Origin of the sequence: Mesorhizobium sp. M1348, from assembly GCF_040317925.1 — a bacterium.
GTDB lineage: Bacteria > Pseudomonadota > Alphaproteobacteria > Rhizobiales > Rhizobiaceae > Mesorhizobium.
On the sequence record NZ_JAMYLH010000043.1, the window covers coordinates 1 to 13,512 of the forward strand.

General features: G+C 62.2%; 13 protein-coding genes. 7 read left to right on the top strand and 6 right to left on the bottom strand.

The window, feature by feature from the left end; genetic code table 11:
* Positions 1 to 199, top strand: a 199-nt coding sequence (locus NKH13_RS33100) for a transposase (protein WP_352917051.1), incomplete at its 5' end; no start/stop codon positions are given.
* Here NKH13_RS33100 and NKH13_RS33105 read toward each other — a convergent pair.
* Together NKH13_RS33105 and NKH13_RS33110 are read right to left on the bottom strand one after the other, a co-directional pair.
* Complete coding sequence (locus tag NKH13_RS33105; RefSeq protein ID WP_502908465.1) at positions 189 to 836, bottom strand: class I SAM-dependent methyltransferase; 648 nt, start codon at positions 834 to 836, stop codon at positions 189 to 191. The genes NKH13_RS33100 and NKH13_RS33105 overlap by 11 nt on opposite strands.
* Before the next feature lie 85 nt (positions 837 to 921).
* Positions 922 to 2,889 (bottom strand): long-chain fatty acid--CoA ligase, encoded by a 1,968-nt coding sequence (locus NKH13_RS33110; protein ID WP_352722206.1) that lies wholly within the window; start codon positions 2,887 to 2,889, stop codon positions 922 to 924.
* Positions 2,890 to 3,367: 478 nt separating this feature from the next.
* Here NKH13_RS33110 and NKH13_RS33115 point away from each other — a divergent pair, with 478 nt between their 5' ends.
* From NKH13_RS33115 to NKH13_RS33135, 5 genes are read left to right on the top strand one after another with little or no spacing between them, the layout of a single operon-like run.
* A complete protein-coding gene (locus NKH13_RS33115; protein ID WP_352722205.1) occupies positions 3,368 to 4,960 on the top strand; it encodes an ABC transporter substrate-binding protein in 1,593 nt (530 codons plus the stop codon).
* 58 nt (positions 4,961 to 5,018) lie between these two features.
* The gene (locus NKH13_RS33120; RefSeq protein ID WP_352721778.1) at positions 5,019 to 6,026 is read left to right on the top strand and encodes an ABC transporter permease subunit; all 1,008 of its coding nucleotides are present in this window, start codon (positions 5,019 to 5,021) and stop codon (positions 6,024 to 6,026) included.
* A gap of 1 nt (position 6,027) precedes the next feature.
* Positions 6,028 to 6,945, top strand: a complete 918-nt coding sequence (locus NKH13_RS33125) for an ABC transporter permease subunit (protein ID WP_023676823.1) — start codon at positions 6,028 to 6,030, stop codon at positions 6,943 to 6,945.
* A gap of 4 nt (positions 6,946 to 6,949) precedes the next feature.
* Positions 6,950 to 7,825 (top strand): ABC transporter ATP-binding protein, encoded by an 876-nt coding sequence (locus NKH13_RS33130; protein WP_352721776.1) that lies wholly within the window; start codon positions 6,950 to 6,952, stop codon positions 7,823 to 7,825.
* Positions 7,822 to 8,652 carry a dipeptide ABC transporter ATP-binding protein gene (locus NKH13_RS33135; RefSeq protein ID WP_254816240.1) on the top strand — a complete coding sequence of 277 codons (831 nt, stop codon included), beginning with the start codon at positions 7,822 to 7,824 and terminating at the stop codon, positions 8,650 to 8,652. The genes NKH13_RS33130 and NKH13_RS33135 overlap by 4 nt, the downstream gene beginning before the upstream one ends.
* Positions 8,653 to 8,674: 22 nt before the next feature.
* Here the strand turns inward: NKH13_RS33135 and NKH13_RS33140 are convergent, their stop codons facing one another.
* Positions 8,675 to 9,595, bottom strand: coding sequence for a LysR family transcriptional regulator (locus NKH13_RS33140; protein WP_352917053.1), 921 nt, complete (start codon positions 9,593 to 9,595; stop codon positions 8,675 to 8,677).
* Positions 9,596 to 9,688: 93 nt separating this feature from the next.
* Here NKH13_RS33140 and NKH13_RS33145 point away from each other — a divergent pair, with 93 nt between their 5' ends.
* Positions 9,689 to 10,561, top strand: a complete 873-nt coding sequence (locus NKH13_RS33145; RefSeq protein WP_352917055.1) for an NAD(P)H-dependent oxidoreductase — start codon at positions 9,689 to 9,691, stop codon at positions 10,559 to 10,561.
* Here NKH13_RS33145 and NKH13_RS33150 read toward each other — a convergent pair.
* The 3 genes from NKH13_RS33150 to NKH13_RS33160 all read right to left on the bottom strand — a co-directional run bounded on the left by NKH13_RS33150 (position 10,492) and on the right by NKH13_RS33160 (position 13,430).
* A complete protein-coding gene (locus NKH13_RS33150) occupies positions 10,492 to 11,784 on the bottom strand; it encodes a cysteine desulfurase-like protein (protein WP_352721772.1) in 1,293 nt (430 codons plus the stop codon). The genes NKH13_RS33145 and NKH13_RS33150 overlap by 70 nt on opposite strands.
* A 71-nt stretch (positions 11,785 to 11,855) precedes the next feature.
* Positions 11,856 to 12,530 (bottom strand): amino acid ABC transporter permease, encoded by a 675-nt coding sequence (locus tag NKH13_RS33155; protein ID WP_292656040.1) that lies wholly within the window; start codon positions 12,528 to 12,530, stop codon positions 11,856 to 11,858.
* A gap of 108 nt (positions 12,531 to 12,638) precedes the next feature.
* On the bottom strand, positions 12,639 to 13,430 hold the full coding sequence (locus NKH13_RS33160; protein WP_352721771.1) for an ABC transporter substrate-binding protein: 792 nt from the start codon (positions 13,428 to 13,430) through the stop codon (positions 12,639 to 12,641).
* Positions 13,431 to 13,512: the final 82 nt, after the last annotated feature.

Here is a 13,512-nt window from a genome sequence, read left to right on the forward strand (position 1 = left end):
TTGGTACCTGCCACCCTACTCCCCCGACCTCAACCCGATCGAGCAGGCCTTCGCCAAGATCAAGCATTGGATGCGACAAGCTCAGAAGCGTACCGTCGAGGACACTTGGCGCCACATCGGCCACCTCGTTGCGACGATCGAACCCGGCGAATGCAAAAACTACTTCACAAACGCCGGATACGCTTCCGTCAAAACGTGAAGACTCTAGCTGGTCCGAACGAGAACACGCCGCTCGGTTTCATCGCCGCATTCCTGCCTTCGCCGACATCCGGCACCTCGTATTCGGCCAGCAGGCGAAGCCGCGAGCGGGGCAGATAGGCGCGGCCAGGATCGCCGATCAGCACGGCGATGCCGGCTCCAAGGCAGCGTTGGAGGAAGGGAACGACCCGGCCGGCGAGATCGTGGGCGTAAAACAGGTCGCCGACCATCACGATATCCACTGGTGGCGGCGGACCGCCGGTGATGTCTTCGCCAATGATCATGATAGCGACGCCGTTCGCAGTCGCATTGAGGCCGAGCGCGGCCACGCCATTACGATCGATTTCGGCCGCGACGACCTCGCTCGCTCCGGCTTTCGCCGCCGCGATGCCGACAAGGCCCGAGCCGGCGCCGAGATCGAGCACGCGACGCCCGACCACGGTCTCCGGCCGGTCCATTATGTAGCGGGCAAGCACCGCGCCGCCGGCCCAGACATAGGCCCAGTACGGTGGCTCCGGTTCAGGTCCGTCTTCCTCGATGCCGTGTTGGTTCCACTCGACAAGCCGCCTGAGCCCGCTTCCGGGATGGGCAGTGTAAAGCCGGATTTCGGGAACCGCAGGCACTGCGGCGATCCGCATGTTCGCCCGGATGAACTCTGCCGGGTCCGGACGCGTACCTGTATCCACGGCGTGGGCGCTGACGATGCAATCGCTCAAGCCGCGTCTAGCCCCGCAACGCCCGCCGCAGGATTTTGCCGACCGGCGTCTTCGGCAGTTCGGCGCGGAACTCGATATATCTGGGGCGCTTGTAGCCGGTCAGGTTCTCCTTGCAATAAGCCACCAGCGCTTCGGCGGTCAGTGCCGGGTCCTTCTTGACGACGAACAGCTTCGGCACTTCACCCGAATGCTCGTCCGGCACGCCGATCGCCGCCACTTCGAGCACGCCCGGATGCTGCGCCACCACCTCTTCGAGTTCGTTCGGATAGACGTTGAAGCCGGAAACCAGAATCATGTCCTTCTTACGGTCGACGATCTTGGTGTAGCCGCGCTCGTCCATGAAGCCCATGTCGCCCGACTTGAAGAAGCCGTCCTTGGTCATCACCTTGGCGGTCTCGTCCGGCCGGTTCCAGTAGCCGGCCATCACCTGCGGTCCGCGGATGCAGATTTCGCCGACTTCGCCGAGCGGCAAATTGTTGCCGTCGTCGTCGCGGATGGCGATCTCGGTCGAGGGCAGCGGCAGGCCGATCGTGCCGGTGTAGACTCCGTCGCTGAATTTGTTGGCGGTCGCCCCCGGCGAAGTTTCTGAGAGTCCGTAGGCCTCGCTGATCGGGCAGCCGGTCAGCGCCTTCCAACGCTCGGCGATGCCCTTCTGCACCGCCATGCCGCCACCCAGCGTCAGGATCAGCGGCTTGAAGTCGAGCTTGCGAAAATCCTCATTGTTGAGCAGCGCATTGAACAGCGTATTGAGGCCCGGGAAGATGTGGATCGGGAATTTCTGCAGCTCCTTGACGAAGCCGGGAATGTCGCGCGGATTGGGGATGAGCACGTTCTGTGCGCCCTGCTGCATTCCCATCATCGCGTTCACGGTGAGCGCAAAGATATGGTAGAGCGGCAGCGCGCAGAGGAAGTTCATATGCGCCGGTTTCGGTTTGACCGTGTAGGCGTCTTCGACCCAGAGCGCGTTCTGCGCGACGTTCGCCAAGACATTGCTGTGCAAAAGCATCGCGCCCTTGGAGATGCCGGTCGTACCGCCTGTATATTGCAGGAAGGCGATGTCGTCGGCCACGACCTCGGCGGGTTTGAAGGTCACGCCGGAGCCGGCCTTCAATGCGGCGTTGAATTTGACATGGCCGGGCAGTGACCATGCGGGCACCATCTTCTTGACGCGGCGTACAACGAAGTTGACGATCGTTCCCTTGAGCCCACCGAGCATGTCGCCCATCGTGGCGACCACGACATGCTTGACCGCGGTCCTGGCGATCACCGCCTGCAAGGTGCAGGCGAAATTTTCGAGGATGACAATGGCTTGAGCGCCGGAATCCTTGAGCTGGTGCTCCAGCTCGCGCGGCGTGTAGAGCGGATTGATGTTCACCACGACATAGCCGGCGCGAAGCACTGCCATCATCGCCACCGGATATTGCAGCACGTTCGGCATCATCAGCGCGACACGCGCGCCCTTCTGCAGCCCCTTTGATTGCAGATAGGCGCCGAAGGCCGCCGATTGTCGCTCGAGGTCGGCATAGGTGATCGATTTGCCCATGCAGACGAAGGCCGGCCGATTGGCAAACTGCTTGCAGGCGGCGACGAGAAAGTCACCGATCGAGCTGGAGGGCAGGTTGCCGATCTCAGCCGGCACGATCTTTGGGTAACTCTTGAGCCACGGTTTTTCCGGCAGGCCGGCGGCCAGCGACGTGATCGCCTTCGGTAATCTCTTGGCTGGACCTGCCGCCTGTTTGGGCGCTGTCGGCACTGCTTTCGCCGCCGGCTTGGCGGCGGCAGAGCTTGCGGCAGGCGCCGTCTTGCCGGCCCCCGGTTTGGCAGCCTTTGCCGCCGCGGTCTTCGCCGCCGGCTTCGCGCTTGCCTTCGCGGTAGCCTTCGGCTTGGCGGCGGCCGCTTTTGGCTTGACCGCTTTCGATGTTGCCTCGGCGGCCTTTGCTTTCGCCGCGGTCGTTGTCTTTGCCGGTTTTGCCACCTGTCGCTCCCTCAATCGTTCTTATCGTTTCGGCACGCTTGAGCGCCACCGCCGCCCCTGACGAACAAAGGTATCCACGTTTGCCGCAATGCCCGGAACGTGGGAAATCCGGCACGCTCTCCATCTATCTATGTATTGCCACTAGCGGCGGCCGTGCAAGCCTCGCCCACCTGGCAGTGCGGTAAGACTTGCCGTCAAACCTCTCGGCCGCGACTGCTTTTCGGACGCGCATCTCTTGAACCGAACGGCTCGATTCCCCCAATTGGCGGCATCGCCGATCAACAAAAAATTGAAGTCGCTAATAATGTCGTGATCTGCGGATTCCGCTCGTTTTTTCCACAATTTGCTGCGTGCCGGAATTTTTTTCTGCTTCCCGTGGGTTAGGCAAACGAGGAGTTCCAAAGCTAGAAAAACGGTGCTTATATGCGCGCTTCGCGAGCCTGATAGAGGGGCTTGGAAGAACATCAGGGAGTGCTCAATGAAAAAGAAACTGACTTTTGCAGCCGCGTTGCTGGCTGCAAGCGTCCTGGGCGGCATGGCCAATGCAAAACAACTGGTCTATTGCTCGGAGGCATCGCCGGCCGGCTTCGACCCGTCACCATGGAGCGGCGGCAACGACTTCGACGCCTCGTCGCGCACCATCTATTCGCGCCTGGTCGAGTTCGAGCATGGCAAGACCACCATCTCGCCCGGCCTCGCCGAGAGCTGGACGGTTTCCGACGACGGTCTCGAATACACGTTCAAGCTTCGCCCGGGTGTGAAATTCCAGACGACCGACTATTTCACGCCGACGCGCGACCTTAACGCCGACGACGTGATCTTTTCTTTCGAACGCCAGTGGAAGAAGGAAAGCCCGTGGTTTAGCTATCTGGAAGGTACCGGCTGGGAATATTTTGCCGGCATGGGCTTCCCGGAACTTCTGAAGGAAATCGTCAAGGTCGACGATCTGACCGTGAAATTCGTGCTGAACAAGCCTGAGGTTGCCTTCCTGCCGGATCTCGGCATGGATTTCGCCTCGATCGTCTCCAAGGAATATGCCGACCAGCTCGACAAGGCCGGCACTCGGCAGCAGTTCACCCAGAAACCGATCGGCACCGGTCCGTTCCAGTTCGTCGACTATCAGGTCGATGCGGTCATCCGCTACGCGGCATGGGACGGCTACTATGGCGGCCGCCAGAAGATCGACGATCTGATCTTCGCCATCACGCCCGATCCGGCCGTGCGCGCGCAGAAGCTCAAGGCCGGCGAGTGCGATATCATGTCGTACCCGGCGCCGGCCGACATCGCCGGACTGCAGGCCGACACGAACCTCAAGGTTGACGAGCAGGAAGGCCTGAATATCGGCTACATGGCTTACAACACGACGCAGCCGCCCTTCGACAAGGTCGAGGTCCGCAAGGCTCTCAACATGGCGGTGAACAAGAAGGCGATCATCGACGCGGTCTATCAGGGCGCCGGCGCGCCGGCCATCAACCCGATCCCGCCGACCATGTGGTCCTACAACAAGGACATCAAGGACGATCCCTATGATCCAGAGGCGGCCAAGAAGATGCTGGCCGACGCGGGCGTCAAGGATCTGTCGATGAAGATCTGGGCTATGCCGGTCAGCCGTCCCTACAACCCGAACGCCCAGCGCGTCGCCGAGTTGATCCAGGCCGACTATGCCGCCGTCGGCGTCAAGGCGGAGATCGTCAGCTACGAATGGACCGAGTACCGCCAGCGCGGCAAGGCTAAGGATCGCGACGGCGCCTTCCAGCTGGGCTGGACCGGTGACAATGGCGATCCGGACAACTTCTTTTTCCTGCTCGGTTGCGATGCCATCGGCCAGTCCAACTATGCAATCTGGTGCAATCAGGAGTTCGAAGGCCTGCTGAAAAAGGGCAAGGCGACGACCGACGTCGCCGAGCGCACCAAGATCTACGAGGAAGCTCAGGCCGTGTTCAAGCGTGAGGCCCCATGGCTGACCATCGCCCACTCCAAGGTCTTCATGCCGATGAACAAGAAGGTCGCGGGCTTCGTTATGGACCCGCTTGGCATTCATCGGTTTGATGGCGTCGACGTCAGCGAATAAGTTCTGAGAAATTGAACGGCGGCGCTGGACTCCCAGCGCCGCCGTTCTATGAAGCAAGATGCTCCGTTATCTCCTCCACAAGCTCGCTTTGATCATCCCGACCGTGTTCGGCATATCGCTGGCGGCGTTCGCTTTCGTCCGGCTTCTGCCGGGCGATCCGATCCTGGCCCTGGCCGGCGAGCGCGGTGTCAGCCCCGCACGCTACGCCCAGCTCGTCGAGCAGTTTGGCTACAACCGGCCCTATGTCATCCAGTATTTGGAATATATCGGCAGGGTCCTGACCGGCGATTTCGGCATATCGATTGCCACCAAGCGGCCAGTGCTCGGCGAATTCCAGGCGCTGTTTCCGGCCACGCTGGAACTGGCGACGGTGGCGTTGATCATCGCCATTCTGCTTGGCATCCCCGCCGGCATTTTCGCTGCGGTCAAGCGTGGCTCGTGGTTCGACCAGGCGACGATGGGTGTCGCGCTGACCGGCTATTCAATGCCGATCTTCTGGTGGGGATTGCTGCTGATCATCTTTTTCTCAGGCTATCTCGGCTGGACGCCGGTTTCCGGCCGCATCGGCCTGCAGTATTTCTTCAAGCCGACAACGGGGTTCATGCTGATCGACAGCCTGATCTCCGGCAGGAGCGGCGCTTTCAGATCCGCCGTCAGCCATTTGATCCTGCCGTCGATCGTCCTGGCGACGATCCCGCTCGCCGTCATAGCGCGCCAGACGCGCTCGGCGATGCTCGAGGTGCTGGGCGAGGACTATGTCCGCACCGCGCGCGCCAAGGGCTTGGCGCCGCGCCGTGTCATCGGGCTGCACGCTTTTCGCAACGCGCTGATCCCGGTGGTCACCACCATTGGCTTGCAGGTCGGCACGTTGATGGCGGGCGCCATTCTGACCGAAACCATTTTTTCCTGGCCAGGCATCGGCAAATGGATGATCGACGCCATCGGCAAGCGCGACTATGTCGTCGTCCAGAGCGGATTGCTGATCATCGCGCTGATCGTCATGGCGGTGAACCTGATCGTCGACGTGCTCTACGCCGTCATCAATCCGCGCATCCGGGTGCAGTGAGATGACCGACGAATCCGCCGCCGAAGCCACCGCTGCCTCCATCCCGACAGGCGGCAGGCAAAGGGCGTTTGCCGAGTTCTGGCACTACTTCTCGATGAACACCGGGGCCGTCATCGGCCTTGTCGTGTTTTCGGCGCTGGTGCTGGTGGCGATCTTTGCGCCGTTCGTCGCCCCGCATTCGCCCGACGAGCAGTTTCGCGATGCGCTGCTGGCACCTCCTGCCTGGCAGGAAGGTGGCAAATCGATGTTCCTGCTCGGCACCGATGCGGTCGGCCGCGACATGCTTTCACGGTTGATCTTCGGGGCGCGTTTCTCGCTGTTCATCGGCCTGGTGGTGGTCGTCTTCTCGCTCACCAGCGGCATCGTGCTTGGCGTGCTCGCCGGCTATTTCCGCGGCTGGGTCGACACGCTGATCATGCGTATCATGGATATCATCCTGGCCTTCCCGTCGCTGCTTCTGGCGCTGGTGCTGGTGGCGATCCTCGGCCCCGGCCTGTTCAACGCCATGCTGGCGATCGCGCTGGTGCTGCAGCCACATTTCGCGCGTCTCACCCGCGCCGCCGTGATGGCAGAAAAGAACCGCGAATATGTGATCTCCGCCAAGGTGGCCGGCGCCGGTCATCTTCGCTTGATGGTGAGGACGATCCTGCCGAACTGCCTGGCACCGCTGATCGTGCAGGCCACGCTGTCCTTCTCCAACGCTATTCTCGAGGCCGCGGCGCTCGGCTTCCTTGGTGTCGGTGCGCAGCCGCCGACGCCGGAATGGGGCACGATGCTCGCCTCGGCGCGCGAGTTCATCCTGCGCGCGCCTTGGGTGGTGACCTTCCCCGGCCTTGCCATCCTGATCACTGTGCTTGCCATCAATCTGATCGGCGACGGCCTGCGCGATGCCTTCGACCCCAAGCTGAAGAGGTCATAATCCAATGCCTCTTCTCGAGATCAAGAACCTGACCGTTTCCTTCGACACCGCCGCCGGACCATTCATGGCGGTACAAGGCATCGACCTGTCGGTCGAACCGCGCGAGGTGTTGGCGATCGTCGGCGAATCCGGTTCGGGAAAATCGGTGGCGATGCTGGCGGTGATGGGGCTTTTGCCGAACACGGCGACGGTGAGGGCGGACCGCATGGCCTTCGACGGCATCGACCTGCTCAAGCTCGGCCCATCCGAGCGGCGCAAGATCGTCGGCAAGGACATCTCCATGATCTTCCAGGAGCCGGTCGCCAGCCTCAACCCGTGTTTTACCGTCGGCTTCCAGATCGAGGAGGTGCTGCGCTTCCACATGGGCATGGACCGCGCCCAGCGCCGGGCGCGTGCCATCGAACTAATGCAGCTCGTCGGCATCGCCGACCCCCAGGAACGGCTGGGCTCCTTCCCGCACCAGATGTCGGGTGGTCAGTGCCAGCGCGTCATGATTGCCATTGCCATCGCCTGCAATCCTAAGCTTTTGATCGCCGACGAGCCAACCACGGCCCTCGACGTCACCATCCAGAAGCAAATCCTCGATCTGCTGGTCGGCCTGCAGACCAAATATGGCATGGGCCTGATCATGATCACCCACAATATGGGCGTCGTCGCCGAGACCGCCGACCGCGTTATCGTCCAGTATAAGGGCCGCAAGATGGAAGAGGCCGATGTGCTGTCGCTGTTCGAGTCCCCTAAGAGCAACTACACGCGCGCGCTCCTGTCGGCGCTGCCGGAAAACGCCGTCGGCGACCGGTTGCCTACTGTGTCCGACATGCTGTTCGAGCCGGCCCCGTCTGTAGTCGCAGCTCGATCCGCAGGAGGAACCGCCGCATGAGTGTGACGGTAGTCGAAGGCAAGAACATCGTGCGCGACTATCATGTCGGCGGCGGGCTTTTCCGCCCCTCTCGTACGGTTCATGCGGTCAAGGGTGTTTCGTTCAGCGTCGACAAGGGCAAGACGCTGGCCATCGTCGGCGAGAGCGGCTGCGGCAAGTCAACACTCGCCCGCATCATCACCCTGATCGATCCGGCGACCTCCGGCGAGCTTTTCATCGACGGCAAGAAGGTGGACATCGCCAGGGACGGCCTGTCGAAGGAAATGCGCCGCAAGGTGCAGATCGTCTTCCAGAACCCCTATGGTTCGCTCAATCCACGCCAGAAGATCGGCGACGTGCTTGGCGAGCCGCTGCTCATCAACACCGACAGCACGGCCGACGAGCGGCGCGATCTTGCCATGAAGATGCTGAAGAAGGTCGGTCTCGGCCCCGAGCACTACAATCGCTACCCGCATATGTTTTCGGGCGGCCAGCGCCAGCGCATCGCCATTGCCCGCGCGCTGATGCTCAACCCTAGCCTTCTGGTGCTGGACGAGCCGGTCTCGGCACTTGATCTTTCGGTGCAGGCCCAGGTGCTGAACCTGCTTGCCGACCTGCAGGACGAGTTTCAGCTGACCTATGTTTTCATCAGCCACGACCTGTCGGTGGTGCGCTACATCGCCGACGACGTGATGGTGATGTATTTCGGCGAAGCCGTCGAATACGGCTCGCGCGACGAGGTCTTCGCCGACCCCAAGCACAGCTACACCAGGACGCTGTTTGCGGCGACGCCGCGTGCCGACGTTGCCAGCATCAAGGCAAGGTTGGCGAAGAAGAAGGCCGCCTGATCCGGCAAGGTTTGCCGGCCGGCTACCGCTTCTCGATCCCCGGAATGCCGGCAATCTGCTCGGCGAGAAAGTCGACCAGCAGCCGCACCCGGGCAATGCCGGCGCGTTCCGGGACGATCAGCATGCTCAGTGGGACGGGAGGCGGAAAATAGTCCGGCATGACCACCTCCAGCCGGCCGGCCGCCAGAAGATCGTCGACAAGCCAGTGGTGCGCGGGTGCGATACCGCGTCCGGCGACAAGGGCTTCGCGCGCGGCAAGCCCATGGTCCACACGAAATCGCCCGCCAAAGGGCACCGCAAAGGTCTCGCCGCCAGGCCCCTGCAGGGTGAGCGTGTCGCTTCCCGCGATGTTCGACATCCGGATGCCTTCATGGCCAGGCAGATCCTGCGGGGCAGCCGGTCTGCCCCGCGCCGCCAGATAGGCCGGCGCCGCCACCAGCAGACGCCGGGACTGGCCGAGCGCCCGCAGCTTCATCGAGCTGTCGGTGAGCGGACCGAGGCGAAGCGCGATGTCGACGCCCTCCCGCACAAGATCTATGCGCTCGTCTGTGAGGCTGAGATCGATCCCGATATGGGCATGGCGGTCCTGAAAGCCGAAGATCAGCCGGCTGACATGCAAGACCCCGAGCGCCGCCGTGCAGGATATCCGGATCGTGCCGGCCGACGCGCCGCGCGTGCCCCGCGCCTCGTCGCCGGCCTGCTCAACGAGGCGCAGGATCTGGACGCTGTCGGCATAGTAACGGCTGCCTTCATCGGTCATCGTGACGCGCCGGGTGGTCCTGCTGAGCAAGGGCACGCCGACGGCCTCCTCGAGTTCTCGCAAATGCCGTGTGACCGTCGACTGCCCAACTCCGAGTTCGCGCGCCACCGCCGAGAGGCTGCCGCGCTCGGCAACGCGAACGAAGGTGCGCATGCGTTCGAGGGTGACGTCCGATCTATCCATTATTCGGCATTATCTTATACATTCACTACATATAGTGGATTAGCCCACGGCTGGCTACCTTTGGTGTCTATCGTCCTTCTTCGGAGTAGACCCATGAAAGTCCTGCTTGTTTTTGCGCATCCTGAACCGCGTTCGCTCAACGGCGCCTTGCGTGACGTCGCCATTAGGGAACTCGAGGCCCAGGGCCACGAGGTGCGGGTGTCTGACCTCTATGCCGATGGTTGGAAATCCGAGGTAGACCGTGCCGACTTTCCGTCGTGGCCGCCCGAAGCACGCTTCATTCCGGCCGGCGCCTCCAAAAAAGCTTTTGCGAGCGGCACTCTGACCGATGACGTCAAAGCGGAGATCGACAAACTGCTATGGGCCGATACCCTGATCCTCCAATTCCCGCTGTGGTGGTACGCCATGCCGGCGATCCTCAAGGGCTGGGTCGATCGGGTGTACGCCTACGGCTTCGCCTATGGCGTCGGCGAGCACAGCGATAAGCGGTGGGGCGACCGCTTTGGTGAGGGAACGCTCGCCGGCAAGCGCGCGATGCTGATCGTGACCACCGGCGGCTGGGAGGAGCATTATTCCGCTCGCGGCGTCAACGGCCCGATCGACGACCTGCTGTTCCCGATCAATCACGGAATTCTATACTATCCGGGCTACGACGTGCTTCCGCCGTTCGTGGTCTACAGGGTGGACCGTTTTGGGGAGGCCGATTTCGAGCCTGTCGCGGAGCGACTGCGCGAAAGGATGCGGACGCTCGAGACAATCCAGCCCATTCCTTATCGGCAGCAGAATGGCGGCGATTACTTGATCCCAAGCATGCAATTGCGTCCCGGCTTGGAGAACCCGGGTGCGACCGCCTTCGCGCTTCACGAGGATCGCGCCGGCGCCGCCGGTCAGCCCGATCAGGACAGCCTGGCAATGATGGTGCGCAGCGCCTCGCCGAAGCGCTGGACTTCCTCGATCGTATTGTAATGCACCAGCGAGGCGCGCACGGCGCCGCTGTCCATGCTGAGGTTGAGCCGCTTCATCAGGCGCGGCGCATACATGTGGCCGTCGCGAATGCCGATCTGCATCTCGGCCATCTCCTCGACGATCCTCTGCGGCGACAGCGTGCCGATGTTGAAGCAGAAGGTCGGCACGCGCTCGCTGAGGCGTGCCTCTTCGGCCACGCCGTAGATCGTCGCGCCGCAATCTTTGAGCACCGCCAGCATTTCGCGCGCCAGCACCTGCTCGTAGTCGCGGATGGCATTCATGCCGGCGACGATGTTGTCGCGGCGCGACCGGTTATTGGCTGGAGCAAAATTGCGGCCGATCGATTCGAGGTAGCGCACCGCGGCATCCATGCCGGAGACGTTCTCGTAAATGAAGGTACCGGCCTCGATCTTGTAAGGCGGCTCGTCGGGGATGAAATCTTCGCGGAAGGTCGGCAGGCGCTTCAGAGTTTCGAAGCGGCCCCACAGGAAGCCCATATGCGGCGAGAAATTCTTGTAGCCGGAGCAGACCAGATAGTCGCAGTCCCAAGCCTGCACATCGATCAGCCCGTGCGGCCCGTAATGCACGCAGTCGAGGAACACTTCAGCGCCTGCCGCATGCGCAATCCCAGCCACGGAAGCAACGTCGACAATCGAGCCGATCGAATGCGCCGTCACCGTGCAGGCCACGAGCCGGGTGCGCTCGGAGACCAGCGGGCGCAAATCGTCGACATGCAGATTGCCGTCCTCACGCATCCGCCACCATTTGAACTTGGCGCCGGCGGGCGCCAGCGCCAGCCACGTCGCGATATTGGCGTCGTGATCCATGTCGGTGATGACGATCTCGTCACGCTCCCCGTTTGGGCGCTCAGAAAGCATCTGGCCGATGCCGAGGCTGACCAGGCGGATGAACGAAGTGGCGTTCATGCCGAAGCAGATCTCCGCCGGGTTGGTAGCGTTGATCAGCAAGGCCACGCTTTCGCGCGCGCCGGCGACGGCTTGATCGACGGTGACGCTGCGGCCATAGCGGCCGCCGCGCTGCACATTATGCGCGACCAAATGGTTGGTGACCGCATCGAGCACGCTTTGCGGGATCTGCGCGCCGGCGGCGTTGTCCATGAAGACGAAGTCTCCGGCTTGCTGCAAGGCGGGAAACATGGCGCGGATCGTCTCGACTGGGAAAGCTGCGGCATCGCCCGTTTTCGAAATCTGATGCTGGTTCAAGGTCGTCTCCTGCGAAGTGCCTAACGGAAGTTGATGTTCGGAGAATTGGCCGATGGAAATCGTTCGCGCCCTCAGCGGGTCTTTTCGGTCTGGAAGCGGCGTTCCAGGAGGCTGACGAGACGGACCATCGGCCAGAGAAAGATGAGATAGACCAGCGCCGCGCCGATCAGCGGTGAGGGGTTGGCATAGAGTGATTGCGCGTTGGTCGCTTCCTTCAGCAGTTCCGGCAGCGCCACGGTGGAGGCGAGCGAGGTGTCCTTGAACATCGAAACGCAGTTGCTGGTCATCGGTGGAATGACGACGCGGATCGCCTGCGGCAGCACTACCTTGCGCAAGGTCAGCAAGAACGGCAGGCCGAGCGCCTGCGCCGCCTCGAACTGGCCGCGCGGAATGCTTTCTATGCCGGAGCGGAACACCTCGGCCGAATAGGCCGCCATGATGATGGCGAAGGCCATCACCGCGGACGTCCACGATGACAGGCGAATGCCGAGGAACGGCAGCGCATAGTAGATCAGGATCAGCACGACCAGCACCGGCATCGCCCGGAAAATGTCGATGTAGCCGACAGCCAGCAGCCGAAGCGGCTTTGGCGCATAGAGCCGCACCAGGCTGATCGCGAGGCCGACGGGAATACCGATGCCGATGCTCATGATTCCGAGCAGCAGCGTGTTCAGGAAACCGCGCAGCAACGCCGGCAGGCTGGAGACCATGACGTCGGCGTTGAAGAAGGTGTCCAGCAGCGACATCGCAGCATTTCCGAAACGTTTGGCGTCCCGCGACGCTCGAGCCCGAGCCCGAAATCCGAAATCGTGCCGGCACGAAAGCCGGCACGACATTTAAGCGCGAACTGCCGTTCAGGCCTTCGGCATAGGCATTTCCTTGACGGTCGAGGAATCGGCCGGTGCGTCGCTGCCGAACCACTTCTTGTGGATCGCGGCCAGCGTGCCGTCCTTCTTCATCGCGGTCAGCGCGTCGTTCAGCTTGCCGAGCAGCGGGTGGTCCTTGGTCATCATCAGGCCGTACTGCTCGCCGGTCTTGATGCGCTCTTTTACGGCGAGATCCTTCATCCTGGTGAAGGAATATTCCAGGCCCGGAATATCGCTCACCGCCGCATCGACGCGGCCGGAGCTGAGATCGAGCAGCAAATTCTGCTGGGTGTCGTAGCCCTTGACGTCACTGAACCCGTCCGCCTCCTGGTGGGCCTTGACCCAGGCTTCGCCGGTCGAGCCGGACAGCACGCCGACGATCTTGCCCTTAAGGTCGGCCTCGGCCTTGATTGGACTGTCGGCCTTCGCGGCGATGCCCATGTCGGAATCATAGTAGGACTGCGTGAACGACTGCGACTTCAGCCGCTCCGGCGTGATGGTGATCGACGAGATGGCGACGTCGATACGCTTCGAGGTGGTGGCGGCGAACAACGCCTGGAAACCGAGGTCGGCGATATCAGTGGTCATGCCGATACGCTTTGCCGCTTCGTTGATGATGTCGACTTCGAAACCCTCGAACGTGCCGCTCTCGTTCTTGTATTCAAAAGGCGGATTGGTCGGATAGGCGCCGACATTCAGCGTGCCTTCGGCATAGGCCGGGCCGCCGGCGATGCCGATGGCGGCAGCAACAAGAAGCAGGTTGCGACGGGTGAAGTTCATTTTCGTTCCCTCTGGTTGTGATCGGACGGGTTTGGCCCCGCACGGTTTTGATGCGCCAAGTGACGGGACTGCCGGAAAGCCC

Coding starts and splice junctions, on each gene's coding strand:
- NKH13_RS33160 (WP_352721771.1), bottom strand. CDS start 13,430: ATGAACTTCACCCGTCGCAACCTGCTTCTTGTTGCTGCCGCCATCGGC.
- NKH13_RS33125 (WP_023676823.1), top strand. CDS start 6,028: ATGACCGACGAATCCGCCGCCGAAGCCACCGCTGCCTCCATCCCGACA.
- NKH13_RS33115 (WP_352722205.1), top strand. CDS start 3,368: ATGAAAAAGAAACTGACTTTTGCAGCCGCGTTGCTGGCTGCAAGCGTC.
- NKH13_RS33155 (WP_292656040.1), bottom strand. CDS start 12,530: ATGTCGCTGCTGGACACCTTCTTCAACGCCGACGTCATGGTCTCCAGC.
- NKH13_RS33140 (WP_352917053.1), bottom strand. CDS start 9,595: ATGGATAGATCGGACGTCACCCTCGAACGCATGCGCACCTTCGTTCGC.
- NKH13_RS33130 (WP_352721776.1), top strand. CDS start 6,950: ATGCCTCTTCTCGAGATCAAGAACCTGACCGTTTCCTTCGACACCGCC.
- NKH13_RS33105 (WP_502908465.1), bottom strand. CDS start 836: ATGCGGATCGCCGCAGTGCCTGCGGTTCCCGAAATCCGGCTTTACACT.
- NKH13_RS33135 (WP_254816240.1), top strand. CDS start 7,822: ATGAGTGTGACGGTAGTCGAAGGCAAGAACATCGTGCGCGACTATCAT.
- NKH13_RS33145 (WP_352917055.1), top strand. CDS start 9,689: ATGAAAGTCCTGCTTGTTTTTGCGCATCCTGAACCGCGTTCGCTCAAC.
- NKH13_RS33120 (WP_352721778.1), top strand. CDS start 5,019: ATGCTCCGTTATCTCCTCCACAAGCTCGCTTTGATCATCCCGACCGTG.